At 54.3% G+C, this 25864-nt stretch carries 22 protein-coding genes and 1 riboswitch; of the genes, 13 read left to right on the top strand and 9 right to left on the bottom strand.

Annotated features, from left to right (window positions below; genetic code table 11):
* Window positions 1–441 precede the first annotated feature (441 nt).
* The 9 genes from QN359_RS15805 (at window position 442) to QN359_RS15765 (ending at window position 9735) form a co-directional block, all read left to right on the top strand.
* Complete coding sequence (locus QN359_RS15805) at window positions 442–1182, top strand: hypothetical protein (RefSeq protein ID WP_322249832.1); 741 nt, start codon at window positions 442–444, stop codon at window positions 1180–1182.
* A gap of 123 nt (window positions 1183–1305) precedes the next feature.
* On the top strand, window positions 1306–1848 hold the full coding sequence (locus QN359_RS15800) for a hypothetical protein (protein WP_322249830.1): 543 nt from the start codon (window positions 1306–1308) through the stop codon (window positions 1846–1848).
* Window positions 1849–2183: 335 nt separating this feature from the next.
* Window positions 2184–4649 (top strand): TcfC E-set like domain-containing protein, encoded by a 2466-nt coding sequence (locus QN359_RS15795; protein ID WP_322249829.1) that lies wholly within the window; start codon window positions 2184–2186, stop codon window positions 4647–4649.
* Window positions 4650–4673: 24 nt separating this feature from the next.
* Complete coding sequence (locus QN359_RS15790) at window positions 4674–5009, top strand: hypothetical protein (protein WP_323493592.1); 336 nt, start codon at window positions 4674–4676, stop codon at window positions 5007–5009.
* Between the two features lie 75 nt (window positions 5010–5084).
* Complete coding sequence (locus tag QN359_RS15785; protein ID WP_322249827.1) at window positions 5085–5930, top strand: hypothetical protein; 846 nt, start codon at window positions 5085–5087, stop codon at window positions 5928–5930.
* A 43-nt stretch (window positions 5931–5973) separates the two neighbouring features.
* Window positions 5974–6081: riboswitch (S-adenosyl-L-homocysteine riboswitch) on the top strand.
* A 26-nt stretch (window positions 6082–6107) separates the two neighbouring features.
* On the top strand, window positions 6108–7550 hold the full coding sequence (gene ahcY / locus QN359_RS15780; protein ID WP_322249826.1) for an adenosylhomocysteinase: 1443 nt from the start codon (window positions 6108–6110) through the stop codon (window positions 7548–7550).
* A 59-nt stretch (window positions 7551–7609) separates the two neighbouring features.
* The gene (locus QN359_RS15775; RefSeq protein ID WP_322249825.1) at window positions 7610–7951 is read left to right on the top strand and encodes a phage holin family protein; all 342 of its coding nucleotides are present in this window, start codon (window positions 7610–7612) and stop codon (window positions 7949–7951) included.
* Entirely contained in the window at window positions 7948–8775 is an 828-nt protein-coding gene (gene metF / locus QN359_RS15770) for a methylenetetrahydrofolate reductase [NAD(P)H] (RefSeq protein WP_322249824.1), read from the top strand. Before QN359_RS15775 ends, metF begins: the two co-directional genes overlap by 4 nt.
* A gap of 177 nt (window positions 8776–8952) precedes the next feature.
* On the top strand, window positions 8953–9735 hold the full coding sequence (locus tag QN359_RS15765; RefSeq protein ID WP_322249823.1) for an MBL fold metallo-hydrolase: 783 nt from the start codon (window positions 8953–8955) through the stop codon (window positions 9733–9735).
* Window position 9736: 1 nt separating this feature from the next.
* Here QN359_RS15765 and QN359_RS15760 read toward each other — a convergent pair whose 3' ends face one another.
* Entirely contained in the window at window positions 9737–10216 is a 480-nt protein-coding gene (locus QN359_RS15760) for an Lrp/AsnC family transcriptional regulator (RefSeq protein ID WP_322249822.1), read from the bottom strand.
* 134 nt (window positions 10217–10350) lie between these two features.
* Between QN359_RS15760 and metC the strand changes: the two genes are divergently transcribed.
* A complete protein-coding gene (gene metC / locus QN359_RS15755) occupies window positions 10351–11553 on the top strand; it encodes a cystathionine beta-lyase (RefSeq protein WP_322249821.1) in 1203 nt (400 codons plus the stop codon).
* Between the two features lie 19 nt (window positions 11554–11572).
* Here metC and QN359_RS15750 read toward each other — a convergent pair whose 3' ends face one another.
* The 6 genes from QN359_RS15750 to metK form a co-directional block, all read right to left on the bottom strand.
* Window positions 11573–12133 carry a hypothetical protein gene (locus QN359_RS15750; protein ID WP_322249820.1) on the bottom strand — a complete coding sequence of 187 codons (561 nt, stop codon included), beginning with the start codon at window positions 12131–12133 and terminating at the stop codon, window positions 11573–11575.
* A gap of 219 nt (window positions 12134–12352) precedes the next feature.
* On the bottom strand, window positions 12353–14593 hold the full coding sequence (locus tag QN359_RS15745) for a PBP1A family penicillin-binding protein (protein WP_322249819.1): 2241 nt from the start codon (window positions 14591–14593) through the stop codon (window positions 12353–12355).
* 11 nt (window positions 14594–14604) lie between these two features.
* On the bottom strand, window positions 14605–16365 hold the full coding sequence (locus QN359_RS15740; protein WP_322249818.1) for an ABC transporter ATP-binding protein: 1761 nt from the start codon (window positions 16363–16365) through the stop codon (window positions 14605–14607).
* Window positions 16355–18112, bottom strand: a complete 1758-nt coding sequence (locus tag QN359_RS15735) for an ABC transporter ATP-binding protein (protein WP_322249817.1) — start codon at window positions 18110–18112, stop codon at window positions 16355–16357. Before QN359_RS15735 ends, QN359_RS15740 begins: the two co-directional genes overlap by 11 nt.
* Window positions 18113–18176: 64 nt before the next feature.
* Window positions 18177–19076, bottom strand: a complete 900-nt coding sequence (locus tag QN359_RS15730) for a M14 family zinc carboxypeptidase (RefSeq protein WP_322249816.1) — start codon at window positions 19074–19076, stop codon at window positions 18177–18179.
* Window positions 19054–20253 carry a methionine adenosyltransferase gene (gene metK / locus QN359_RS15725; protein WP_323493591.1) on the bottom strand — a complete coding sequence of 400 codons (1200 nt, stop codon included), beginning with the start codon at window positions 20251–20253 and terminating at the stop codon, window positions 19054–19056. Before metK ends, QN359_RS15730 begins: the two co-directional genes overlap by 23 nt.
* Before the next feature lie 247 nt (window positions 20254–20500).
* Between metK and QN359_RS15720 the strand changes: the two genes are divergently transcribed.
* Together QN359_RS15720 and QN359_RS15715 are read left to right on the top strand one after the other, a co-directional pair.
* On the top strand, window positions 20501–21355 hold the full coding sequence (locus tag QN359_RS15720; RefSeq protein WP_322249814.1) for a lysophospholipid acyltransferase family protein: 855 nt from the start codon (window positions 20501–20503) through the stop codon (window positions 21353–21355).
* A gap of 10 nt (window positions 21356–21365) precedes the next feature.
* The gene (locus QN359_RS15715) at window positions 21366–22229 is read left to right on the top strand and encodes a lipid A biosynthesis acyltransferase (protein ID WP_322249813.1); all 864 of its coding nucleotides are present in this window, start codon (window positions 21366–21368) and stop codon (window positions 22227–22229) included.
* On the opposite strand, the gene phhA is transcribed toward QN359_RS15715, so the two are convergent.
* Both phhA and hppD read right to left on the bottom strand, forming a co-directional pair.
* Window positions 22226–23152 (bottom strand): phenylalanine 4-monooxygenase, encoded by a 927-nt coding sequence (gene phhA / locus QN359_RS15710; protein WP_323503252.1) that lies wholly within the window; start codon window positions 23150–23152, stop codon window positions 22226–22228. The genes QN359_RS15715 and phhA overlap by 4 nt on opposite strands.
* 77 nt (window positions 23153–23229) lie before the next feature.
* On the bottom strand, window positions 23230–24345 hold the full coding sequence (hppD, locus tag QN359_RS15705) for a 4-hydroxyphenylpyruvate dioxygenase (RefSeq protein WP_322249811.1): 1116 nt from the start codon (window positions 24343–24345) through the stop codon (window positions 23230–23232).
* Window positions 24346–24541: 196 nt separating this feature from the next.
* On the opposite strand from hppD, the gene QN359_RS15700 reads away from it, so the two are divergent.
* Window positions 24542–25042: an Lrp/AsnC family transcriptional regulator gene (locus QN359_RS15700; RefSeq protein WP_322249810.1), complete on the top strand. Its 501-nt coding sequence runs from the start codon at window positions 24542–24544 to the stop codon at window positions 25040–25042.
* Window positions 25043–25864: the final 822 nt, after the last annotated feature.

The raw sequence follows: 25864 nt of genomic DNA, 5'->3' as shown, positions 1-25864 counted from the left end.
GCGACGCGATGGGAGGGGATGCAAACCCCTTCCAGAGTCTTTTCCATCGTCGCTTGCGACGATCCATTAACTTGTTTAAGTTGTTTTTCTGGGTGTATTAACGTTTCATTAAACCTCAATACAGCCTAGATTGCTCAAACACCATCTCCCTCATCCTTTTCTCCACGCTTCCCCTCGCGTATTGCCAGATATTCTGGCTTTGGCGCAATTCAACACGATTAAATTCTTGATTGATTTGTTAGCCATTTCTACATTCGAACTTATCCTAGTAAAAACACATTACTTTTCGTATTTATCTAATAGATGGTTTGACAAGGGAGCGAGATAATCATGCCTTAAGGTAAATATCAGTTCGGCAATAATTGTTTCGCCTCTGCAAAGGCGCGCTGCCTTGTCGCTCGGGAAAACTGCCGACAGATGATAAAAAAAAGGGAAGCGACGATGTATTTGATAAGGATAGCGCTGCTTGCATCGGCGTTTGCCGGCGCACAAGTGACAGCTGCTGGCATTGATGTCGGTGCGATGACGGAATACTTGGCGCCGCATAAAAGCACCTTGCTCAAACGAGTGCGCAACATTGGCGACAACACCGCGTTCGTGAAAATCGAACTCAAAGAGATGCTGTTTGCCGCCAATGGTAAAGACTATACGGAACAAGACGTAGCCGCCGTCGTACATGACAAAAACGCGCAAAAAAATACACTCATTGCCAGCCCGGCGCGCATGATCATCGCCGCTAACGGTACGCAAACCACGCGCTTGCTGCATCTGGGAAAGCGCGACAAGGAACATTATTATCGCGTGCGCTTTTTACCGGTCCTGCCTGATCGCGAGCAAGGCTTTGTGCTTTCCGATGAGGATAGCAAACAGCTGGCCGAAACCATTGCCGCCGGCGTCAGTGTCTTGACCGGTTATGGCGCAGTGTTGATTGTGCCGCCCGATGTGGTACGCCATCACACGGTGTTGAGCGAGACGGCCGCAGACTACACGATACGGAATGATGGCAATTCCGTAATCATGGTCGAGAATTTCTATGACTGTGTCAGTACTACCGACAATTGCCAAGGGCCGAGTGCCTTTCATGTGCTACCCACCCGCAGCCACGTGATTCCAAAACAAAGCGGTCATACCTATCGTTTCGAATTAGTCGAAGGAAAGCACAAGCGCTTGATTAAGTTTTAAATTCGTCGAGTTTGTCGCCATGTGCCTTTTTCGTTAATAAAGGGTTTTTCTTTTTGGGAAAACTCTGCTTGCCTGAAGTATCTATCTCCTGACTGTTTTTTTATAACTCATTGGAAAATTATTATGTTGAAAAAAAATTTATTATCGGCAATCGTGACCGGATCCGTTCTCCTGAGCGCTGGCGTGCAGGCAGCCGACAGCACCATTACTTTTAATCTGGAAGCATATGTCCCGCCGGCGAATTTTTCGGCTACGGCAGAAGGGTGGACTCCGGGCGTGATTACTGCGCCGATGAATGTGCGCCCTGACGGTTCCTTTGTCGAAAGTGCGGCCAAAAACATTCGTTTGGTGGTGCCGGCCAGCGTGGGGGCGAAAGTGTATATGTACACCGATAACCCCGGCAGTAATGCCAAGCTCACGCACAGTAATGGCACGGACAATTTCGGCGTGAAGGTCACTTTATCTGCGCCGGGTGCCAACACCATTAACCTCAACAGTCAACACAAGGACCCCGCTTCGGCGCTTGCTCTGGTTGATAAAACAGTCAACACCGCTGGTTACAACGAATTGGTCAGTATGTTGGTGTCAACCGAGGTGCGCAGTCCGACCTCCCCAACCGGGCGGTATGCCGGACAAATTACGATGGTGTTTGATCAACTGCTGTGATCCCGTGATCATTGTTCACATGGCGGCATAGGCGATATGTCGTTCACGTGACGATGGTAGTTGATCAGATCATTTGATCGCACTTTATTGTTAATGCATGTTGGTTTACCACCCCGTCCATGAGGGCGATGCCAGCGTAGCGATTTGGGAGGGGATGCAAACCCCTTCCAAATGATCGTTACCTCGGCAGGCATTCCGGTTTCGACAGCTTGGTTGTTAATTCAATGTTGTCGGAGCTGGCGCAGCCTCACCGCGGCGGAATCGATCATTTCTCTTATTAGTAAGATCGGTTTGTCATGAAAAATTGCACTGCTCTTGCTTGCTTCTCTGTTGTCATGCTCACGTCCGCCCATGCTGCGGAACCGACTATGCCGACTAACCAGAGCGGGCGGCTTGGCTTGTTGACTCAAGCAGAAAATTTGCCGGCCGATTTTCTCGGGCATTTTTTCGATGCCCCGCTGATCGTGCGGGTGGAAGTCGATGGCAACTATGCCGGCGATGCGAATGTTATTTTACGCCGGGACGAAAGCGTGCAGATGATCGCGTTTACCGTGATCGACGATAGTCAACTCAGTCATCAACAACGGCAGGACTGGCTGGCGGTATTGGCGAAGCCGCGCCAGCTCGGCGCTTGCGTGGAACGCTGTGAGCAGGGCTTGGTAGCGCTGGACTACAATCTGGAAAATTCTACCTTGTCGCTGTTGACGGCGCAGGCGGAGCAGCAGGTGGAGACGGAAAAATTCCACACGCTGCCTAGCAGTGGTGGCAATGGCATCATTCTCAAACACAGTTTCAATGCCAGCGGCGGCGGCGGTCAAAATGCGAGCGCCAGTTATTTAATTGATGCGCAAGGCAGTTTTTATAATTGGACCACCATCCTCAGCTTGCAAGCCGACCGGCGCGCTGCCGGTCAGGCATACACCACCCGGCAGTCGATTCCACGCTTTTACGCGCAGAAGGAATTCCCAGACCATTTTGTGCGGGTCGGGTATTTTACTCCCGATGCTGCAGGGGTCAACCGCAGCCCTAGCATGGCCGGCGGCGCTGTCTACACCACACTGGGTGTGATGACTGGCAGTTCCGACACGCTTGCCGTCGATAGTGATAGTACCAGCACTTACCCGCTCTATGTGACCGCGAACCGGCCCGGCGTTGCCGAAGTCTATCGCAACGGCAGTCTGATCTATAGCCAGCCTGTCTCCGCAGGATTGCAAGTCATTGACAGCCGTTCTTTGCCAGGCGGTATATACGAAGTGGAAATTCGCATGCTCGAAGATGGTCAACTGGTCAGCCGTCAGAATGAATTGGTGTATAAACCTGCCGGTTGGAGCGATTCGGAACAACGTTGGCGCTACAGCGCTTTTTTCGGACAACAACGCTCCTTGCTCGACAGTTCATCTGATGCGAAAACGGGTCGTAATACGGCTGGCATTACCGTCAATTATTTGCTGCATCCGCGCGCGGTACTGGGTTTGTCTGCGCAGCAGATCGGCGCGCAGACCTTGTTCGGTTCCTCGTTGGACTGGGACGCTGCTGATGGCATTAAAATGTCCGGCAATGTCTATCAAACCAGTTCCTACGGTACTGGTTTTGATGTGCAAACCCTGTTTAGCGCTCGGGATACCTCTTTGTCGCTCAGTCATAATCGCACTTGGTTGGAGAGTGATTATTTGACTGTCAATGGCGCTATTTTGGGGCGGCCGCCAGCCTACCGTGGCAACAATCAGGTGACTGCCGCCTCTTTGTTCCATCGTTATGATAACAATACCAGTGGCTCCTTGCGCGTGTCGAATAATCGCGGTGCCATCAACGGCCGTGCCTATGATTTGTCACTCACTCGTCGTAGCATGTTGTTTGAGCACGAAGCTTACTGGAGTTTGGCAATGTTCGATCGCCCAGCGTGGGGCGAGGGTGGGCTTATTCGTAATCTGGGTCTTGATGTCACGCTCAATCTCGCGCTTGGCGCTCGCGGGCGCAATCTGGCAGTCAGTCTCGGAACCCGCGGCAATGCAGACGGCCGCCGCGATCATTATGCTGCACTTGCTTATGATCATCAAGTTGGAGGGAGATTTTTACGCAATATCTCAGGCAGTATTGCTCTCGAACCCTCCGGCGTGGGTTTGTCTGCCAATACGAGTTTCGAAAATACTTACTTGAATGGCAATGCTTATGTGCAGCGATCTGCGCTCAACGGTGCCGTCGATGGCGGTATGAACATAAAGATGACGCTGGCTCTGAGCGCCAATAAAATCGCCGCCAGCGGTACCGTAAATGCGACCGCTGACGCCGGTATGATTATCGACGTCGATTCCGATATTGTCGGCCTGATTATGCGCGCGCATGACAGCAATGGTTACGGTACGACCTTGTATCCAGGTCGTAACTTTGTTCCGGTCAGCGCGTATGAGTCGGGAGTGTTACGGTTTGATTTTGAAGATGGCGACGCACCGGCTGCCGCGATCAATCCGCCCGCCAGCAGTTATCATCTCAATCGCGGCGGCGTCGATTATCGCCAGGTAAGGGTGCAAAAAACCGTGACCGTGATGGGGCGCATCGTTGACCGTGCTGGTATGCCGTTCAAGGCAGCTCATGTCATCAATCATGCCGGTCACACCGTGACGGAAGTCGATGGTTTTTTTGCGCTGGAAATGAGTGAGGCTGCACCTGAGTTGCGGGTTCGCCATGGCGACGCGCCGGAATGCCTGATCAATTTGAGCGTCAAAGCGTATCCGCGTGAGGATGGCACCTTGATGGCTGGCGATTTGGTGTGTGAACCACTGCCGGCGCAAGCCTTGCGATAGCTCAATGAGGGGATAAGAAAAAAAATGTTTATGCAAAATAGTGATCGATATGTGCGCAGCATCGTGGTGAGTGCGTTGTTCGCGCTCTTAGTGTGTTGCTGCGCAGCGAGCAAGGCACAGACCGTGACGAAAGGGATTGACGCGCAGGTTAATAATGGTAAGGTGGTGCTTAACAGCACTTACTTTCCGGGCGGACGTTTCAGTCTGCCGGATTTACGATTCGAAAAATATTTTGACCTTCGTAAGTCAAGCCAATTCGCCAATGGCCAGACGGTGCCGCCGGAAATACGCCGAAAAAGCTATATGTATCACGCCATCAATCCTGGCTGGAAAACGATCAGCGTCAGCAACGGCCGATGACAAAGTGCGAATGTTAAAATCAGGCTGACCAGTTTTGCGGGCAGTTATATTCTGACTGGATCGAATACCGGGCCCTTGCATGCTTCCTTGGTCGCTAACCGAAACAGTGGCAATTGTCCTTGGCTGAAATATCAGTACTTATGGAATTTTCAATTCACTTTTGAGTTAGGCTTGTCGTCGGGCGGCAACCGCGCCTGTTACTGGGAACCGTCTGAATTGAACAATATTGCTGAGTGGGGGCGTTTGTCGGAAGTGCAATTTTCTTATGCGCTGGAATTGAAAACCGATAACTTACCCAACGGCGTATATACTGGCGAGATCACCTATTCGATTGGTGCTAATCAGGATATTGATGTCGGCGATGCCAACTACACAATCACATCCGCCACACTTCCAGTGAGCATTCAGATTGCACATGACTTGAAAGTGACGACGCAGGCCGGCGCGAGTGTGCTTGCTGCGCAATTGCTGCCGCCGAACGGTCGCTGGAATGCAATCATTGGTAAAAACATGCTGGAATTGTCAACGGTGAAGATACCGCTTAACATCGATACCACCGGACCATTTTCCATCAAGCAGAATGGCGCGCTCAATTTACTCAATCCCACGGCCATTGTTGCGGCCAGAGTGATGCGCTTGTCGACTGAACTGAGTCTCAATCAAGGTGAGATCACGATTCCACCCGGCTCGAGTGCGATAATGGAAAATGGTAAGGTATTTTTCAAAAATAATTCAACGCGCTTGTCGCTGGTCCACATCACCCCAAATCCGGCCGGCAGGTTGCAAGCGAGTGTGCGTTTCTATTATGATCCGCAACTCAATAATTCGGCGATTAATGAAGCTCTGGCATACCAAATTCGCAGCGGGAACCAGCGCTGGAGTGGCAGTACGAGCTTGGTTTTTGACAGCGAACTCAATTGAGTTCGATTCATGCACGTCGGCCAAAGCTGAGTTATACTGCGTCTGTTCCAAGGAGCGTTGCGACCCGATCAAGTGATCAGGCCAGGCTTGGAACGCTGCGTGAATCGTTTTTCTTCGGAACAGCCATTCCACACAACCGCGCTCACGTTACTTTTTTCAATCAGAAAGGAGGGCGTGATGAACGCCACTGTTATTTCCGCAACAACTTCCACTCCCAGCGCTACTGCTGCCCAAGACTTTTTCGTCGCCGACCTGAGTCTTGCCAGTTGGGGGCGTAAAGAAATCGCCATCGCTGAGACTGAAATGCCGGGTTTGATGGCGATTCGTGAAGAATTCGCCGCCAGCCAGCCATTGAAAGGTGCACGCATCACTGGTTCGCTGCACATGACGATACAGACAGCCGTGCTGATCGAAACCCTGAACGCCCTCGGCGCGCAGGTACGTTGGGCTTCTTGCAATATTTACTCGACCCAAGATCATGCCGCAGCAGCGATTGCCGCCGGCGGTACCCCGGTGTTCGCCTTCAAAGGCGAAAACCTCGATGAATACTGGGAATTTACCCATCGTATTTTCGAATGGACCGATGGTGGTTTTTCTAACATGATACTCGACGACGGCGGCGATGCAACGCTGTTGCTGCATCTCGGTACCCGTGCCGAAACCGACTTGTCGGTGCTCGCTAATCCGACTTCGGAAGAAGAGATCTGCCTGTTCAATGCCATCAAAGGCCGCCTCAAAACCACAGCCAACTGGTATTCGAAACGTTTGGCCGCCATCAAAGGCGTGACCGAAGAAACTACCACCGGCGTACATCGTTTGTATCAAATGCATAAAGATGGCAAGCTCGCTTTCCCGGCGATCAACGTCAATGATTCTGTCACCAAATCGAAATTCGACAATCTCTACGGTTGCCGCGAATCGCTGGTTGATGGTATCAAGCGCGCCACCGATGTCATGATTGCCGGTAAAGTCGCCGTCATCGCCGGTTATGGTGACGTCGGCAAGGGCTGTGCCCAAGCCATGCGTGCCTTGTCAGCCCAAGTCTGGGTGACAGAGATCGACCCGATCTGCGCACTGCAGGCGGCCATGGAAGGCTATCGTGTTGTGACGATGGAATATGCGGCCGAATTCGGCGATATCTTCGTTACCACCACGGGTAACTACCATGTGATCAGCCATGCACACATGTTGAAGATGAAAAACCAGGCGATCGTCTGCAATATCGGTCACTTCGATAATGAAATCGATGTCGCTTCGATCAAGCAGTACACCTGGGAAAACATCAAGCCACAAGTTGATCATGTCATCTTCCCCGATGGCAAACGCATCATCTTGTTGGCCGAAGGTCGTCTGGTCAACCTCGGTTGCGGTACCGGTCATCCTTCCTATGTGATGAGCTCTTCCTTCGCCAATCAAACGATTGCGCAGATTGAATTGTTCTTGAATAATGACAAATACCCAGTCGGCGTTTACACTTTGCCTAAGCATCTCGATGAAAAAGTTGCTCGTTTGCAGCTCAAAACCTTGAATGCCCAACTCAGCGTGCTCACCGATGAACAAGCTGCGTATATTGGCGTGAGCCAAGCCGGTCCGTACAAGCCTGAGCAGTATCGTTATTAAACCTCGCACCGCCGGCTCCTCGGAGTCGGCGGTTTTGCGCGAAAAAAACAGGAGTCATGATGCGTTTACTCGCCAGTTGGTTGATCAATGCGCTTGCGCTGTTGGCGATTCCCTATCTGATGCACTCGGTATCGATTGCCAGTTTCGGCACTGCCCTGATGGTGGCGTTGGTACTCGGGTTGGTCAACACGATACTGCGGCCGGTTTTGGTTTTGCTGACTTTGCCAGTCACCCTGCTGAGCATGGGCTTGTTCATCTTCGTGATCAACGGCTTGCTGTTTTGGGGCGTGGCGAATTTGGTCGATGGTTTCTATGTAGCCGGTTTTTGGGCTGCGGTTGGCGGCGCTTTACTCTACAGTGTGATCTCCTGGACGCTGACTACCTTATTACTGAATAAATGATGACGCATAATTTCAGCATAGAATTTTTTCCGCCCAAGACGGCGGAAGGGATGGACAAGCTGCGCGCCACGCGTGCCCAGTTGGCGGTGCTCCAACCTAAATATTTTTCCGTCACCTTCGGTGCCGGCGGCACTACGCAACAAGGCACGCTCGATACCGTGATCGATATCCGACGCGAAGGCTTTGCCGCAGCACCGCATTTATCTTGCGTCGGTGGCACGCGCGAAGCGATCCGCGACATCCTGCAGCAGTTTCAAGCCCATGACATCCGCCGCCTGGTGGCGCTGCGTGGTGATTTACCGAGTGGTTACGGGATGGGTGGTGAATTCCGCTTCGCCAATGAACTGGTGGAATTCATTCGGGCCGAAAGTGGCGACTGGTTTCATATTGAAGTGGCCGCGTATCCGGAAATGCATCCGCAAGCACGTTCGCCGCAAGATGATATGAATCATTTCGTGCGCAAGATGCAAGCTGGTGCCAATGCCGCCATCACCCAGTATTTTTATAATGCCGACGGCTATTTCCGCTTTGTCGACGAAGCCCGTCGTCATGGCGTCGATGCCCCTATCGTCGCCGGTATCATGCCGATTACCAACAGTAGCCAATTGCAACGGTTTTCAGAAATGTGCGGTGCCGAGATTCCGCGCTGGATACGCTTGAAACTCAATAGTTACGGCGACGACCAAGCCTCGATCAAGGCCTTCGGGCTCGATGTCGTTACCAGCTTGTGTGAACGCTTGCTGGCGGGCGGCGCACCGGGCTTGCATTTCTATTCACTCAACCAAGCCGCGCCGACGATGGCGATTTGGCAGCGTCTGGTCTGAGGACGTCGGGTAAGTGTTCAATCTTCTGAGTGCGTCGCCCTGTCGTACCGTGTAGCTGCGGACCGGGCGTCGGCAGCTACACTTTGCTTTAAAGCATCATTTTGACGTAAATCAAAGTTTCCGTTTTTTTTCTGATTACAATCGAGCTCTATTTCAGATCAATTCGCGGGAGCAGCTTTGGCTATCGAACTCTACAATGACGGCAAACACATTTGTGTGATGTTTAATGACCTCGTCAAAGATGCTGGCGATCATGCGGTTCAAGCGAATCAATTTCTTATCGTTTCCGATGGTGAGGGGGCACTGATCGATCCGTCCGGGCATTTGACCTACAATTCTCTGGTGCTGGCGATGCATAAATACCTCCCCAAGCAGCAGCTCAAATATCTGTTCGCCTCACACCAAGATCCGGACATCATCGGCGCGCTCGACAAGTGGTTGTTCAGCACTTCGTGCAACTTGTATGTTTCCAAGCTGTGGTCGCGTTTCGTGCCGCATTTTTGTAACCTCAACCGCGCCGACGGTCGCATCATCGGCATTCCCGACGAAGGCATGCCGGTGGTGATGCGTGACACCATCATTCATGCCGTGCCGGCACATTTTCTGCATGCCGAAGGTAATTTTCAATTTTATGACAGCAAATCGAAGATACTGTTTTCCGGCGATATGGGGGCATCGATGGTCGATGCCGATGCGATTCTTCAGCCGATTCGCAGCAAAGAAGAGTTTTATCGCGAATTACCCAGCATGAGCGGTTTTCACCAGCGTTACATGGTGTCGAACAAGGTGTGCCGTTACTGGGCTAATATGGTCAGGCAGATGGATATCGACATGCTCGTGCCGCAGCATGGCCGTTACTTCGTAGGCCGCGAGGCCATCCATGCCTTCCTTGATTGGATAGAAAATTTACAGTGCGGCATCGATTTATTCACGCAGGAGCAGTATCGCTTCCGCGGCTGATTCACGATGCTTTCGCCTTGAGCACGGCGTAATGGAGCGGCAGCGCGGTGGTGCTCTTGATGACTTCCATCACAAAGCTTGAACTGACATCCTGCAGGTCTGCCACCTTCACCAGTTTTTTATATACGATATCAAACCCGGCCATGTCCGGCACATGCACCTTGAGCAGGTAATCGAGCTCACCACTCATGCGCAGAATTTCAACGATTTCGGCGATATCTTTGACGCCGCTGATGAATTGTTGCATCCATTGTTCATTGTGGCGCGCCGCTTTCAGCGCCACCATCACCGTCAAACCGAGATTGAGCGCGACCGGGTCGCACAAGGCCACCTGCTGTCGTATCACCCCATCTTCATGCAGTTTCTGCACACGCCGCCAACACGGCGTGACCGACAAATGCACGGCTTGCGCCAGATCAGACAAAGCAATCGACGCATCTTTTTGCAGTAAACTGAGAATTTCGAGATCTTTTTTATCCATAACCGTCAATTTTTAGAAAACTATTCTAAAAATAACATAATTGGCAGTGATTTTTGGTAAAAAATTTCTGCCAATGCTTGTTACGATAGCCTTATTCGCAGATGCTGCACAGATCCTTGACTTCGGAGTTATTCATGAACCACCACCAGCACCCCTTACAAACCGCCACCCGCTTGACGCATGCCGGTCGCAAAGACAAGCAGCACGGCGGGCCGGTCAATCCACCCTTGGTGCGCGCTTCGACCATGCTGTTTCCCGATTGTGCTGCCTTAGCCGATGCCTGTGGCACGCGCCGCTCTTACGCCCGCCATGCCACCGAAACCACGCTCGCGCTCGAACACGCCCTGTGTGCTGCCGAAGGGGCGGCCGGCTGCATGTTGACTTCGTCGGGGCTGTCAGCCATTACCACCACCTTGCTGGCCTTGCTGGGCCCGGGCGATCATTTGCTGATGGTCGATACGGTATACGATCCGACGCGCGATTTTTGCGCCGGCCTGTTACGCCAAATCGGCGTGACGACGACCTACTACGATCCGCTCATCGGTGCCGGCATTGCCGCCCTCATGCAGCCCAATACCAAAGTAGTGTTTGTCGAGTCACCGGGTTCGCTGACCTTTGAAGTGCAGGATATTCCGGCCATCGCCGCAGTGGCGCATGCCGGCGGCGCGGTGCTGGTGTCCGACAGTACTTGGGCCACGCCGATAGGTTGGGATTCGTTCGCACTCGGTATCGATGTCTCGATTCATGCTGCCACCAAATATATCGTCGGCCATTCGGATGCCTTGATGGGGGCCATCTTGACCAACGACGCCCTGTATGAGCGCGTGCGTCAATGTTATAAACAGCTCGGTATGTCGGTCGGTGCCGACGATGCGGCCTTGGCGCTGCGTGGCTTGCGCACCATGGCGGCGCGCTTGGCCGTACATCGCGACAGCGCGCACGTGGTGGCGCGCTGGTTGCAGGCGCAACCGGAAGTGGCGGAAGTGCTGTATCCACCGCTCGAAGGCAGCGCCGGCCATGCCTTGTGGAAGCGCGATTTCCGTCCTGAATATGCCTGCGGTTTAATGGGTGCCGTGTTTCGCGCCGATATCACGCAGCAGCAAATGACCGCGCTGATCGATCGCACGCGCTTATTTGGCATTGGTTTCAGTTGGGGTGGCTATGAAAGCTTGATCTTGCCGACTTGGCCGGCTAAGTGTCGCAGCATCGATGCAGAAAAATGGCAAGCGCCGATGCTGCGTCTGCATGTCGGTCTCGAAGCTGTCGATGATTTGCTCGATGATTTGGCACTTGGCTTTGCCGCTCTGCGCGCCGACGGCTTGGCCGTGGCAGCGTGAATGAGTACTCAGTGCCGGGTCAGGCAGCGACCCATTGAAAGGCTTTTTGCAGCAAACCGGTCGGTGCGGTAAATAGCAGTGCGGTTTCCTGTTCCGGCTCGGTCAGATTGTTTGCGCGCTGTTCGGCTAATGAGTCGGGCAGTAAGTCGGGTAACAAGTGACGCTTCTGATCGCTGGCATAGTGCTGCCGTACTTGCACGCGTTCTAACAGTGCGCTGTTGATCTCGCCAACCAAGCTGAGTATGGTTTGACTGGCGAGTTCCAAATCGAATTGAAAAAAATCGAGATGTCTTTTGCCGAGACGCTGAGCGCTGAAGGCCAGGCAGATTGCTTCGAGCGAGGCACCGCAATCTTTCGCATGTAATTCGAAAACGCACTCGTAATTTCCCGGTAACATATTGTGCGCATCGCGATTCAATTCCATCGCTTTGGCCGTACCCGAACGGCGCGTGGCACCGATTTTATACACGCCCTCGCGCAGGCTGTCATTGTGCAGCAGGTAGATGGTCCCCGGCGTGCCATGCAATAGCTTCGGCTCTGGCGGCATAGTGCGCAGGGTGGTGCGATATCCGGTAGGCATGATGACCTCCATGTAGCGATGACAATCTACAGTGTAGCCAAACAGCCGCTCATTTCAGCCACGGAACAGGGGCAGAAAGCGCCCTCTGTTCAGGCTTTGCCGCCAATGGCCCGAGATTGTCATACGCCCGTCACGCCGGCTTGCTATGCTGCGCACATCCTATTGCAACTCCTCCAAAGGTCAGGATTTCCGCCCGCAAACGCTGTTTGCGGGTTTTTTTTATCCCGGCACCGGAAGCGGCGCAGTTTCTTCCAGATCGAGGGTCTTCACGCCCGCACCATTTTGAAACTCACTGTAGACCCAGTCACCCTCGACATTGAGCACGCCATCGGGCGGTGTGCGCTTGCTTTCGGCTTTACCGGCCAAACTGGCGCGCATGCTGTCGATCCAAATCGGCAGCGCCAGTGTGGCACCAAATTCACGTCCACCCAGCGATTTCGGATCGTCGTAACCCATCCACGCCACCGCCACCACATTGGCGGCATACCCGGCGAACCAACCGTCGACGGCCTCGCTGCTGGTACCGGTTTTGCCGGCCAAATCGTGACGACCCAGTCTTACTGACGCGGCTGCACCGGTACCGCTGCGTGTGACTTCGCGCAGCAAACTATCCATGACAAAAGCATTGCGGCTGTCGATCACACGGTTTTCTTCCAGCGCTGGCAGCGCTGGCTTGGCTTCGCTCAGCAGCTTGCCATGTGAATCCGTCACTTTACTGATCAACCACGGCTTGACTTGAAACCCGCCGTTGGCAAATACGGCATACGCGCCGGCCAACTGCAGCGGCGTGACGGCACCGGTGCCGAGGGCCAGCGTCAGATTGTCGGGATGCTTGTCTTTGCTAAAGCCGAAACGTGGCAACCAGTCGCGTGCCGTGGCTACTCCTATGGCTTTGAGTACCCGTACTGAGGCGACATTTTTCGACTGCGCCAAGGCCGTGCGCAGGCTGATCGGGCCATCGTATTTATTATCATCATTGCGCGGATCCCAATGCAACAAGACATCGGTGGTGGCTGACAATTGCACGTCATTGATCAGGGTAGCCGGAGCAAAGCCTTTTTCCAAGGCCGCCGAATAAATGAAGGGCTTGAGGCTGGAGCCGGGCTGGCGCCAGGCACTGCTGACATGATTGAATTTATTGCGGTTGAAATCGAAACCGCCAACCAGCGCGCGATACGCACCGCTGTCGGCATTGAGCGCCACATAGGCCCCTTCCACTTCGGGTAATTGGCTGATGCTCCAGCGTTTTTTGCTGTCTTGTATCACGCGTATCAGCGCGCCTGGCGCAATTTTCAGTTCGGCTTTGGCTTTGCTTTGCAGTGCGGCGGCGGCAAAGCGCAAGCCCTCGCCAGTGATTTCTATGCTCTCACCACTGGCCAATTCAGCCGCCACGGTTTTACCTGAGGCGGCAGTCACGACCGCAGCAAGCAGGCGCTCATTGGAGGGATATTTGCGCAGCACATCATCGATCGCATCGTCGCGCTCATCCTCATTGCTCGGCAAGGTGATGCGCGTTTCCGGGCCGCGGTAGCCGTGGCGCTGATCGTACTCCATGACATTTTTGCGCACCGCTTCCCAGGCCGCATCCTGATCGGCTTTGAGCAAGGTGGTGGTGACGCGAATGCCGGAAGTATAGGCTGCCTCTTTATATTCGGCGACGATGACTTGGCGTACCATTTCAGCCGCATAGTCGGCGTGCGCATCGAATTGCTGCTTGCCCGTGACGGTCAGATGTTCATGGCTGGCTTGCTCGAATTGCGCCGGCGTGATCAAGTCTTTTCTGAGCATGCTTTTGAGTACCAGGATTTGGCGTTCTTTGGCGCGCTGCGGATTGACCGCCGGATTATGTCGTACTGGGTTTTGCGGTATCCCGGCCAGCATTGCCGCTTCCGCCAGGGAGAGTTGATTGAGCGGTTTGCCGAAATAGGTTTTGGCGGCGCTGGAAAAACCATGGGTGCGCTGGCCGAGATAAATCTGATTCATATACAGTTCGAGAATCTGATCTTTCGATAGTGCTGCCTCGATACGGAAGGTCAACAGAATCTCGCGAATTTTTCGGTTGATAGTTTTTTCTTGGGATAAGAAAAAATTGCGCGCCACCTGCATCGTGATGGTCGAGGCACCCTGGTGAAAGCCGCCGCTCAAATCAGCCAGCAAGGCGCGGCTAAGGCCGATGAAATCGACCCCGTGATGTTCATAAAAACGGGCATCCTCAATGCTCAGCAGAGCATTTTTCAATACTGCGGGAATGTCGGCAATCGCGACAAAGTCGCGGTGTTCATCACCGAATTCGCCGATCAAGGCATTGTCTGCGGTGTAAATACGCAGTGGAATTTTCGGTTGATAATCGGTAACCGCGTCGAGCGCTGGTAAATCAGGTACGACCACCAGCAACACATAGGCGGCAGTGCTGGCGGCGGCCAGGCCGAGCGCCAGAAAAACTGCTAAGAGCCATTTCATTGTTGAGTATCCTATTCTTCTAAAGTTTGCAGCAGATAGAGCTTTTGATACAGACCTTGATCGATTTGCATCAATTCTTGGTGTCTGCCTTGCTCGGCCACGTGGCCGTGATTGAGCACGACGATGCTGTCGGCATCGCGGATGGTTGAGAGTCTATGGGCAATCGCGACCACCGTCACCTGTCCGCGTAATTCGGCCAAAGCCAGTTGTACGATTTGTTCGGTTTCACTGTCGATATGCGAAGTCGCTTCATCGAGAAACAAGATGCGCGGCCGGCCAGCCAAGGCCCGCGCGATGGCGACCAATTGCTTTTGGCCGGTAGAGAGGCGGGCACCGCCTTCACCGAGCGCGGTAGCGTAACCGTCTTCGAGCTGCAAGATGAAATCGTGGACATGGGCGGCCCGCGCGGCGCGCTCGATCTCGGCTTGGCTGAGATTGCGCCCCATACTGATGTTTTCGCCGGCGCTGGCGGCCAGCAGAAACGGTTCTTGCGGCACCAGACCGACGCTGGCGCGGAAATGCGCTTCAGAAAATGCTGCCAGGGGTTGGCCATCGATGCGTATGCTGCCGGCTTGGGCGGTGTAAAAACGCAGTAACAAACTCATCAGCGTCGATTTGCCGCTGCCAGTATGGCCGACCACACCGAAAAAACTGCCGGCTGGAATCTGCAGGCTGATCTGTTGTAGCACCGGATAACCGGGCGTGTAGGCGAAATCGACCGACGCGATGGCCAGTTCGCCGTGCGTGATCAGGGCGTCGCTGCTGTGCTGCGGGACGATTGTTTCCTGCAGCAAGGCATTAACTCGGGCCGCCGAGACGATGGCTTGCTGAATTTGCCCGAATTGCAGGGTGATTTGGATCAGCGGATCGACCACGCGCGCGATATAGCTGACAAAGGCATACAAAACCCCGACTTCGATAGCGGAAAAATCGCGCTGGCCAAAACAGTAAATCACCACCACCAGCAGCACCGAGTTGAGCAAATCCAAGGCTGGTCGCAGCAGCCAGGCATTGGCGCGCAATTCATCAAGCCTGGCGGTGTAATGCAAGCGGTTGGTGTCGGCAAAGCGCTGCCCGAAACCGCGTTCGGCATTACAGGCTTGCAGCGCGCTCATGCCGCTGATACTTTCGGCCACTTGGGCATTGATTTCACTGCGTAATTGACGCGCCCGCGTGACGGCCGGCGCACTCCAACGCTGATAAAACCAGACGATGATCACTACTGCCGGAATCAACAGCAGCACGATGAGCATCAGATGCCAATCCAGCCAAGCCATGGCGACCAAGGCACCGAGCACGACGATGGAACTGTCGAGCATCACAAACAGCACCTGCACGTAGAGATTTTTAACCGCTTCGGTATCATTGGTGACGCGGCTCACCAGTTGGCCGGTGATGGCTTGATCAAAGAAACTCATAGGCAGGCGCAGTACATGGCTGTACACCTGTTCCCGCAACCGGCGTACCGAGCGCATCGCCACGCCGGCCAAGCGCGTCAGTTGCAGATAGCGCAGCCAGGTGGCAGCCCAGCCGGTCAGCACATACGTGGCCAGCAAGCCGAGTACCACCGACTTGTCGATTTGGTGCGGTAACAAATAGCGATCGATGAAGGCTTTGCCGAGCAAGGGGCCAAGCGCTTCGAGACCGGCCGCGATACACAGAAACACGATGCCGAGCACGACGTGGCGGCGTTCTGGGGTGGCGGCGGCGACCAGCAATCCGACCGCTTGCTGTTTTTCCGAGCCGATTGCAGCGACTGGTTTATGCGGCATTGAGACTGGCCTCCAGTTGTTGATAACGCCATTGCGCGGCATACCATTGGTCGGCGGCCAGCAGTTCGGCATGCCGACCTTGTTCGACGATACGGCCTTCGCGTAGCACCACGATATGATCGGCATCGACCACTGCGCTGAGGCGATGGCTGACGATGACGGTACTGCGCAGCGCATGTTCACTGCGCCAGTCGGCCAGATGCTGCAGGATGCGGGTTTCGGTGTCGGTGTCGACGGCCGACAAGGCATCGTCGAGCAGCAGCAGCGGACTCACCGTCAGCAGTGCGCGCGCGATGGCGACGCGCTGGCGCTGGCCGCCCGAGAGCGAGACGCCGCGTTCACCGACGGCGGTGTCATAAGCGTGTGGAAAACGCAGAATATCATCATGAATCGCCGCCAGCGTCGCCGCTGCCATCACTTCGGCGCGGCTGGCATCGGGCCGTGCCAACGCGATGTTGTCGGCCACTGAAGCAGAAAATAAAAACGGTTCCTGTGCCACCCAGTTGATGGCACTGCGCAGGCTGTGCAAACGGTAGTCGGCCAAAGGCTGACCACCCCAGCAGATTACTCCGCCTTCGGCGGCGCATTCTATTTGCCGTAACAATAAACGGATCAGTGTCGATTTACCGGCACCGGTAGGGCCGACTATGCCCAGGGTCTGGCCCGGTGCGAGCGTGAGGCTGATGTCACTGAGTGCCGGTTGTTGCTGGCCAGGATAAGTGAAGGAGACCGCATGCAGTTGCACGCTGCCCGAGGGTGGCGTGCTGATTTGGCCGCTGTCGGTGACCGATAAGGGGGCGCTGAGCACCGGCTCGAGCCGGTTCCAGGCCGCTTTGCCGCGTTCCAGTAATGACAAGACCCAACCGGCAGCGAACATCGGCCAGATCAGTTGACCCAAATACATGGAAAAACTGGTCAACATACCGATGCTGATTTCTTCTTGCCAGACCAGAAAACCGCCGACGGCCAAGGTCAGCGCACCGGCGCTGGTGAGCGCAATGCCGACCGTTGGCTCATACGCGGCTTCCCAACGTTGCGCCGACAGACTGGCGGCAGACGCGCGTTCGGCCAAGGCGGCGAATTGCGCCGCGCTGCGTTGTTCCAAACCGAGCGCGCGCAGTGTGCGCACCCCGGCCAAGCTTTCTTGTACTTGATCATTGAGGGCACTGAAACACTCGAGCGAATTACGCGAAGCTTGTTGGATTTGCCGAGTAATTTTAGTAAACGCCCATGCCATGAGCGGGAAGGGTAGCAGCGCCGCCGCGGCCAAACGCCAATCTACCCCGAGCAGCATCATACCGATTACCAGCGCGAATGTCAGCGAGCCGTCAAAGCCAGCTAAAGCCGCTTCACCGGCCGCCAATTCGATGGCATCGGCATCATTGGTCCCGAGCGCCATCAGATCGCCGGTGCGCTGTTGCTGAAAAAAACTTTGCCCTTGCAAACTCAGACGCTGATACAAGCGAGTACGCAGCTCGACCCCGAGCTGATACGAAGCGGCAAATAATTGTAAACGCCAGCCCACCCGCAGAAAATAGATCGCCAAGCCCATCAGTAACAGCCACAGCAACTCGAACGCTAAGCTGCGCTGATCGAGTTCATGTTTGACCATGCGATCGATGATGGCCCCGACCCGGCGCGGAATCAGCACCGTCAGGGCGGCGACGGCGAACAACATCAGACCGGCCGCGCTGTAATGGCGCCAGTGGCGGCGAAGGAATTCTCGGAGTAGCTGGGCGAGTGTCATTAGGTGGGGGGGATTGTGCGTGCGTCGTCAATCAACAGCGCCTGCCGGCGTAGGGCGGCCGTGTTCAAGGATTGCTGGCCGTTTTAAGTGGGGTCGCGACATTCGCACGTATCCATTTTTGCATGTCTTGCCAGATCCGTTGAATTTCGGCCTCCGGTGGCATTTGCGTCGCGTTTGGTAACTCTATCGTCACTACCGGAATATCTTTGTGCACGCCGCTGTAGTTGCCGAGCGAACCAGGATACACGCCGACGCGGCTGTAGATCAAGCGCCCGAAGCGACTTGGCGGTGCACTCGGACCATCGAAATCGAGCACGCCGAACGGTGCATGCACCGAGATTACCAGGTCAGGCTTGAATTTTTCTATGGTATCAAAGACCCAACGGCTTTCCGGCTCGGAAACCGGGGCGCGGCCGGGAAAGCGGCGCGGATCACGGCGCGTTACGCGAGACCAGTAAGCCGGTGCTTCCTGTTGCCAGCCGGGGGTAGGGAAATTACGATTCAAATCGACACCATGGGCATTCATGCGTTGCGATTTGGGTGCCAGCATACCGTCCGGATTGACCAGCGGTGCGATCTTCCATTGAAATTCCTGTGGCCCACTTTTTTGCATCGCGTCGAGCCAGCGAAACACGATGGCCGAGGCAGTCTGCTCATCGCCGTGTATTCCACCCAGTAACAAGATTTTCAGTGGGCGCTTCTGCTTAGGATCGGCACCGATATCGCGCGTGAGCAGCGGAAAACCATTGATGGAATTCGCTCCGCTGGGAACGAGCTTACTGTTTCGGCAATCATTGGTAGAAATTTTTGGCAGTTTCGCCGCCAAGGGTATGCACCAGTCATTGATTTTTGCTGGCGCTGGCGCTGCCGCGAAGGCTGGAAGTGCCGTGCTCATCAGCAGTGCCAAACTGTGCCGGCAGCGCAAAGCGGTGAGGGAATTGTTACGCAAGAGTACCCATTGCATTATTACATCTGCTCCAGAAAAGCGCCGCTTTGTCGGTACGTTCCCAAGTGAATTCCGGCTCTTCACGACCGAAATGGCCGTAGGCGGCGGTTTTGGCATAAATCGGACGCAGCAGATCGAGCATCTGAATGATGCCTTTCGGACGCAGATCGAAGTGTTCATTTACCAGGGCCGACAATTGCTCGTCCGGAATCACACCCGTACCTTCGGTGTAGACGGTGACATTCATCGGGCGCGCCACGCCGATCGCATACGCGACTTGAATCTGGCATTGCCGTGCCAAACCGGCGGCGACGATGTTTTTGGCGACATAGCGTGCCGCATACGCAGCCGAACGATCGACTTTGGTCGGATCTTTACCGGAAAAAGCACCACCACCGTGCGGGCAAGCGCCGCCGTAGGTGTCGACGATGATCTTGCGACCGGTGAGGCCGCAATCGCCTTGCGGGCCACCGATGACGAAGCGCCCGGTAGGATTGATCAAGAACTTGGTATCGAGCAGCCATTCTTTCGGCAGCACCGGTTTGATGATCTCTTCGATGATGGCTTCGATGAACGAGGCTTTCATCTTGGTGGCGGTTTCGCTCTGGTCCGGGCTATGCTGAGTCGACAGCACGACGGTATCGATACTGTGCGGCTTGCCATCGACATAGCGCATCGTCACTTGGCTCTTGGCATCGGGACGCAGGAACGGCAGGCGACCGTCTTTACGCAACTGCGCTTGGCGCTCGACCAAACGGTGGGCATAGTAAATCGGTGCCGGCATCAGTTCCGGGGTTTCATCGCAGGCGTAACCGAACATCAAGCCTTGATCGCCGGCACCAATATTGAGGTAATCATCGCTGGCGCGATCGACCCCTTGGGCGATGTCATTGCTCTGCTTATCGTAGGCGACCAGCACCGCGCAGCCTTTATAATCGATGCCGTATTCGGTATTGTCATAGCCGATGCGCTTGATGGTATCGCGGGCGACCTGAATGTAATCGACATTGGCTTGTGTGGTAATTTCACCGGCCAACACCACCAAACCGGTGTTGGTCAGAGTTTCTGCCGCCACCCGCGAGAGCGGATCTTGTTCAAAAATAGCGTCGAGGATTGCGTCCGAAATTTGATCGGCGACTTTGTCCGGGTGTCCTTCGGACACCGATTCGGAAGTGAAAAGGAAATCATTAGCCATCGCAGGCTCCTATAAAAATGACCGTAAAAAATTGTGCCGCAGTCGGGAAGAGAACCTGCGACGCTTTAGCGGAACTTATATACCGCCTCGCAAGTTGTCTGTTAACTCGGCGGTAGCTGGTTCGGGCAAGTCGGTGCAAGGTATGCACAAGACGCGTCCGAAGCGAGCCAATATGTGATATTTTACGCCTTCTATTCAAGCTGTGTCGAATACCCCTCACTTTTTACATTGATTCTTGAGCGGCCTCATGCTTATCATTTTATTCCGTTGTCTCTCGTTCTTGCCGCTGCCGGTTCTGCATGTCATCGGTTCGGGGCTTGGTCGACTTGTCTATTTACTGTCTCCATCGTATCGCCGGCGTCTGCGCGAGAATGTCGCGCGCGCAGGTTTTTCGGCTGATTTGGCGGCTGCGGCGCGCGAAACCGGCAAAAATGTATTGGAATTGCCGTTTATCTGGTGCGCCCAGCCGGAGCGCGTGCTGCGCACCGCCAGCGTGGAAAACTGGGAATTGGTCGAGCGTGCCTTGGCAGAAAAAAAAGGCGTGATCTTACTCACCCCGCATCTGGGCTGCTTTGAAATCGTCGCTCAAGTGATTGCCGCCCGCACCCGCCTGACCGCGCTGTACCGCCCGCCGCGCAAAGCCGCGCTGAAACCGCTGATCGAGGGCGCACGCGCGCGCGCCAATTTATTACTGGCGCCGGCCAATCTGTCGGGTGTGCGAACCATGGCCAAGGCACTCAGAAAGGGCGAGGCGATAGGCTTATTACCCGATCAAGTGCCGCAAGAAGGTGAGGGTGTGTGGGCGAAGTTTTTCGGCAAGCCGGCTTACACCATGACCTTATCGGCGAAATTGCACAGCATGAGCGGCGCGCCGATTATTTTGACCTATGCCGAGCGCTTGCCGCACGGACGTGGCTATGTGGTGCGCTTCGTCGCCTTCGAGGAAGAACTCGGCAGCGACAGCGTACAGCAAGCCGAAGCCATCAACCGGGCGATGGAAAAGCTGATCGCACGCGCGCCGGCGCAGTATTTCTGGAGTTATAACCGTTACAAACAACCGGACGGTGCTGCGCCGCCGCCGGCCACCCCGCCTGCCGCCTGATGGAGTTACTGTGAGAATTGTTCTCGGTGTGATGTGGCTGCTGCATTTCTTGCCGCTGCCACTGCTCGGTCGTTTCGGTGAAGCGGTCGGGGCCTTGCTGTTTATTTTAATTCGTAAACGCCGCCATATCGCGCTGACCAATTTGCGCCTGTGTTTTCCAGAACGCAGCGAAGCGGAACGGCTGGCGCTGGCGCGTCGGCATTTCCAAATGTATGTGCGCAGCGTGCTGGAACGGGGGATTTTATGGTGGTCATCGGCAGCGCGTTTGCGTCGCTTGATACAGGTCGAACCAGGCGTACCGCTGGCCACCATCGCTGCCGGGCCGACGATACTGATGTGTCCGCACTTCGTCAACCTCGATGTGGCCGGTGTGGCGGTAATGTTGGAAACCTCGCTGTGCTCAATTTACACGCGCCAGAGTAATGCTGTGTTTGACCAAGCGCTGCGGCGCGGTCGTTCGCGTTTTCGTCCGGTGAAACTGTTTGCCCGCGCCGAAGGCGTCAAACCCATCATCCGTGCGCTGCGCGAGGGCATCCCCTTCTTCATGCTGCCGGATATGGATTTCGGTGCTAAAGATGCCGAATTCATTCCCTTTTTCGGCGTTCCTGCCGCCACCTTGACCGCCTTGCCGCGTATCGCCGCCAGCACCGGTGCACGCGTGGTACCGGTAATCGCCACCATGCTTCCCAATTATCGTGGTTGGAAAGTCTGCTTTCATCCGCCGTGGGAAAGTTATCCCGGTGACGATATGACGGCCGCTACGCGCGCCATGAATGCCTTCATCGAAAGCGAGGTCTTGAAGGCACCGGCCGAATATTTCTGGGCCCATAAGCGCTTCAAGACCCGCCCGCCGGGACAAGACAGCGTGTATTAAGCCGCTCCCGCTTGCAGTGGCAACAGTTCGGCTTCGCCATTAAGCAGGGTACTGGCCGGCAGCGCTTCGATGCTGCGTAATCTTTCATAATACGGCGCGAAGTCTGGTGCGGTACCGTCGAACAACTGTTTGAAATCATCGATAACGAAATACGTTTCCTGATACGAATCGATTTTGTACAGGGTGCGCAGACAGCGCTCGACATCGAAGCGAATATGGCGCGAGGCACTGCCCGGTTGCAGACAATATTCGACTTCGCCACCCGAAGATAAAATCCCCGCGCCGTAAATCCGCAAGCCTTGCGCCGTATTGATCAGACCGAATTCCACCGTATACCAATACAGCCGCGCCAATTGATCAAGGCCGCCTAATTGCATCGCTTTCAAACCGCCCTGACCATATAACTGCATGTAATCGGCAAATACCGGATTGAACAACATTGGCACATGACCGAAAAAATCATGGAATACATCGGGTTCGACGATGTAATCAAATTCCGCCGGTGTACGCAGCCATACCGTTACTGGAAAGCGGCGGTTGGCCAAGTGTTCGAAAAAACTCTGTTCCGGAATCAAGCCCGGCACCGCGACGATGCGCCAGCCGGTGGCCACAAACAAGGCCTCGGAAGTTGCGGTGAATTGTGGAATACCATCGGCCGCATTCAGGCCAGCCAAGGCCGCGATGAATTCATCGCAAGCCCGGCCCGGCAGCAGGGCCATCTGTCGTTGATACAGTTGGCGCCACAAGGCGTGCTCGGCCTCGCTGTAGGCCAACCAATCCTGTTGCACCACATAGTGTTCATCGGCCAGCCGGTAATCGCCACGCAGCGCCGCGCCATCGGATTTACCCGCCACGCTGGCGAGGAAGGCCGCATTGTCGGCATGACTGACTTGTATTGCGCTTGTCTCTGTTGTTTTCATCATCTTCTTCTTTTGTAAAAAAAAGGCTGGCACTTGTCGTGCTCAGCCCTTATTTTGTGCTTACATCAGCGCTGCAAACATCAGGCGCTGGCTGTTTCATCCTTGAGCACGCCACGACGGATTTGATCGAGTTCTATCGATTCAAACAGGGCGCGGAAATTCCCTTCGCCGAAACCTTGGTCGCCTTTACGCTGAATGATTTCAAAGAAAATCGGACCGATCACGGTGGTGGTAAATATTTGCAGCAGCAATTCACGTGAAGTTTCCGTGCTTTTGCCATCGACCAGTACGCGCAGCTTGCGCAGCGCCGCCAAATCTTCACCGTGGCCAGGCAGGCGACGATCGATCAAATCGTAGTAGGTATCGATGGTGTCTTGGAATACCACGCCGGCTTGTTTCATGTCGCCGACAGTTTGGTAGACATTGTCGGTTCCCATGGCGATATGCTGCACGCCTTCACCATGATACAAATCGAGGTATTCGGCGATCTGCGATTTATCATCGGATGATTCATTGATAGGAATACGGATTTTTCCGCACGGCGAAGTCATTGCCTTCGATTTCAAACCGGTATGTTTGCCGGCGATATCGAAGTAGCGGATTTCGCGGAAATTAAACAGCGACTCGTAAAAATCGGCCCATTCTGCCATCCGCCCGCGATGCACATTGTGCGTCAGGTGATCGATATACGTCAGACCATGACCGACCGGATTAGACGGTACGCCGGGAATGGCGACGAAATCGGCATCATAGATACTGATGTTGCCGATCGCACCGTCCGGTGCGCCATCTTTACCATGCCACCGGTCGACAAAATACACCAGTGCATCGCCGATACCCTTGATGGCCGGAATATTGAGTTCCATCGGCCCGGTTTTGTTATCGAAACCCCATGCACCGAGATCAAGCGCACGCTGGTAGGCGGCATTGGCATCTTTGACACGGAAGGCAAAGGCACACACCGAAGGACCGTGTTTGCGCGCAAATTTTTGGGCAAACGAATCCGGTTCGGCATTGATGATGAAATTCACATCGCCCTGACGAAACAAGGTGACATCTTTGGTGCGATGTTTGGCAATCGCGGTGAAACCCATGGTGACGAATAATTCGCCCAGTCCAATCGGGTCGGGTGCGGCGTATTCGATGAATTCAAAGCCATCGGTACCCATAGGGTTATCCCATGTTTGCAAGCTCATGCATGTCTCCTGTGTTGGTCAGATATTATTGTCAGAGTTCACCATATCGACGCCATGCAGACTACAAGCAGGCGCGTTTGATACAGATCAAGTTATCAGTATAGTCTGCACAGCACGCGATAAAATTGCAAAATCGCACAGTGAAAACATAATTTGCGCAATAATATTGCTCAACTATGAATAATATTGGCATACCATGACCGAAATCAGTCTCGATAAAATTGATCGAAAAATCCTCGCCATCCTGCAAGCCGACGGTCGCCTGAGTAACCAGGAAGTGGCCGAACGCGTTAATCTGTCGCCCTCACCGTGTCTGCGCCGTATCAAGCGCCTGGAAGACAGCGGTGTCATCCGCAAATACGTCGCCCTGCTCGAAGCCGCCAAGATCGGCCTGGGTTTACTGGCCTATGTCAATGTCCGCCTCGAGAAACACAGTGACCACCCCGGCAAGGGCATATCGCGTTCGCCACGGGATGACTTCGCCGGCTCGGTTGCGCAGTGGACCGAAGTCATCGCTTGCTATGCCATGACCGGCGAGATGGATTATCTGTTGCGCGTGCATGTAGAAGACATGGACCATTTTTCGCGCTTCATGATGGAAACCTTGCTGCGCCACCCCGCCGTGCTGGATGTTAAATCCAGTTTTGCCTTGCAGAAAATTAAAGAAACCACCGCGCTGACGATACCGGCTGCCTGATGTTTTTCAGCGTGCCGTCGTCCCAGCGATGAATTGGCAATCGGTCTGGTCAATGTGGTTCCGCCCCACTGGTTTATCCATGTGCCCAGAAACAGTCGGACCAAAAAAATGAATGAGGGTCATGCCGACCGTGATGTTAAAAAATCGTCGCACGCTGCAGTTTTGTTAGCCGGTGGTTAGCGTGATGCCACAGGCTTGAGGGATCGCCATCGAGTAATTTACTTGTTTGCTTGACTGGCTTGGCCTGTGCGAAATTGTTAGCTTCGCCAATGAGCAAGGGAAAAAAGGACTGCACTGATCTGGTATTTCTTAGCGTCAAAAAATTTTCACAGGCTTGCTTTTCGGCGCTGTTGTATGGCAGAGTTTTTTTTGAAAAAAACGACTAGGCGGTATTGAACTTAACGGAGTGTTCAAGTTATTCTATTTCTGATCCGACAGGATATTCTCCGTTTGAATGCAAGGTATGGTGGTTCAGTGCTCTGCCAAGTCATAGCGAATGTGTATTACCTTGGGGGTTTCGATTCTTGGTGGACTGTTTTATGCAGGGACGGTTCAAAAAACTGCACATTGACTAAAAAATTGATCGGATGAGAAGTTTTCCTTGTCCGATTTTTTTAAGCGGGGAAGCGATGAAACGAATCTTTGTTCGATTTAGTGTATGGGCTTTTTTCGTCTTGATGAATCCTGTTTCAGTTCAAGCAAATCAGCGCACATTTGATCAAAAATCTGACTAGGGTTTGAAACTCCGGCCTTCAGAGGCTGTCGCAAAAGGGTATTGAGTCGGTATCATTACCCTAACTGGTGGCCACGTCATTCCTGCGC

This window comes from Undibacterium sp. 5I2, assembly GCF_035019605.1.
In the GTDB taxonomy this organism is placed as follows: Bacteria; Pseudomonadota; Gammaproteobacteria; order Burkholderiales; family Burkholderiaceae_D; genus Undibacterium.
The sequence above is the reverse complement of the archived record's forward strand: the minus strand, read 5'-3'. Positions and strand labels throughout refer to the sequence as shown.

What these genes read in the sequence shown, in the direction of transcription:
- QN359_RS15805 (WP_322249832.1), top strand. Translation starts at nt 442, where the DNA reads ATGTATTTGATAAGGATAGCGCTGCTTGCATCGGCGTTTGCCGGCGCA.
- QN359_RS15800 (WP_322249830.1), top strand. Translation starts at nt 1,306, where the DNA reads ATGTTGAAAAAAAATTTATTATCGGCAATCGTGACCGGATCCGTTCTC.
- QN359_RS15795 (WP_322249829.1), top strand. Translation starts at nt 2,184, where the DNA reads ATGCTCACGTCCGCCCATGCTGCGGAACCGACTATGCCGACTAACCAG.
- QN359_RS15790 (WP_323493592.1), top strand. Translation starts at nt 4,674, where the DNA reads ATGTTTATGCAAAATAGTGATCGATATGTGCGCAGCATCGTGGTGAGT.
- ahcY (WP_322249826.1), top strand. Translation starts at nt 6,108, where the DNA reads ATGAACGCCACTGTTATTTCCGCAACAACTTCCACTCCCAGCGCTACT.
- QN359_RS15775 (WP_322249825.1), top strand. Translation starts at nt 7,610, where the DNA reads ATGCGTTTACTCGCCAGTTGGTTGATCAATGCGCTTGCGCTGTTGGCG.
- metF (WP_322249824.1), top strand. Translation starts at nt 7,948, where the DNA reads ATGATGACGCATAATTTCAGCATAGAATTTTTTCCGCCCAAGACGGCG.
- QN359_RS15760 (WP_322249822.1), bottom strand. Translation starts at nt 10,216, where the DNA reads ATGGATAAAAAAGATCTCGAAATTCTCAGTTTACTGCAAAAAGATGCG.
- metC (WP_322249821.1), top strand. Translation starts at nt 10,351, where the DNA reads ATGAACCACCACCAGCACCCCTTACAAACCGCCACCCGCTTGACGCAT.
- QN359_RS15750 (WP_322249820.1), bottom strand. Translation starts at nt 12,133, where the DNA reads ATGCCTACCGGATATCGCACCACCCTGCGCACTATGCCGCCAGAGCCG.
- QN359_RS15745 (WP_322249819.1), bottom strand. Translation starts at nt 14,593, where the DNA reads ATGAAATGGCTCTTAGCAGTTTTTCTGGCGCTCGGCCTGGCCGCCGCC.
- QN359_RS15740 (WP_322249818.1), bottom strand. Translation starts at nt 16,365, where the DNA reads ATGCCGCATAAACCAGTCGCTGCAATCGGCTCGGAAAAACAGCAAGCG.
- QN359_RS15735 (WP_322249817.1), bottom strand. Translation starts at nt 18,112, where the DNA reads ATGACACTCGCCCAGCTACTCCGAGAATTCCTTCGCCGCCACTGGCGC.
- QN359_RS15730 (WP_322249816.1), bottom strand. Translation starts at nt 19,076, where the DNA reads ATGCAATGGGTACTCTTGCGTAACAATTCCCTCACCGCTTTGCGCTGC.
- metK (WP_323493591.1), bottom strand. Translation starts at nt 20,253, where the DNA reads ATGGCTAATGATTTCCTTTTCACTTCCGAATCGGTGTCCGAAGGACAC.
- QN359_RS15720 (WP_322249814.1), top strand. Translation starts at nt 20,501, where the DNA reads ATGCTTATCATTTTATTCCGTTGTCTCTCGTTCTTGCCGCTGCCGGTT.
- phhA (WP_323503252.1), bottom strand. Translation starts at nt 23,152, where the DNA reads ATGATGAAAACAACAGAGACAAGCGCAATACAAGTCAGTCATGCCGAC.
- hppD (WP_322249811.1), bottom strand. Translation starts at nt 24,345, where the DNA reads ATGAGCTTGCAAACATGGGATAACCCTATGGGTACCGATGGCTTTGAA.
- QN359_RS15700 (WP_322249810.1), top strand. Translation starts at nt 24,542, where the DNA reads ATGACCGAAATCAGTCTCGATAAAATTGATCGAAAAATCCTCGCCATC.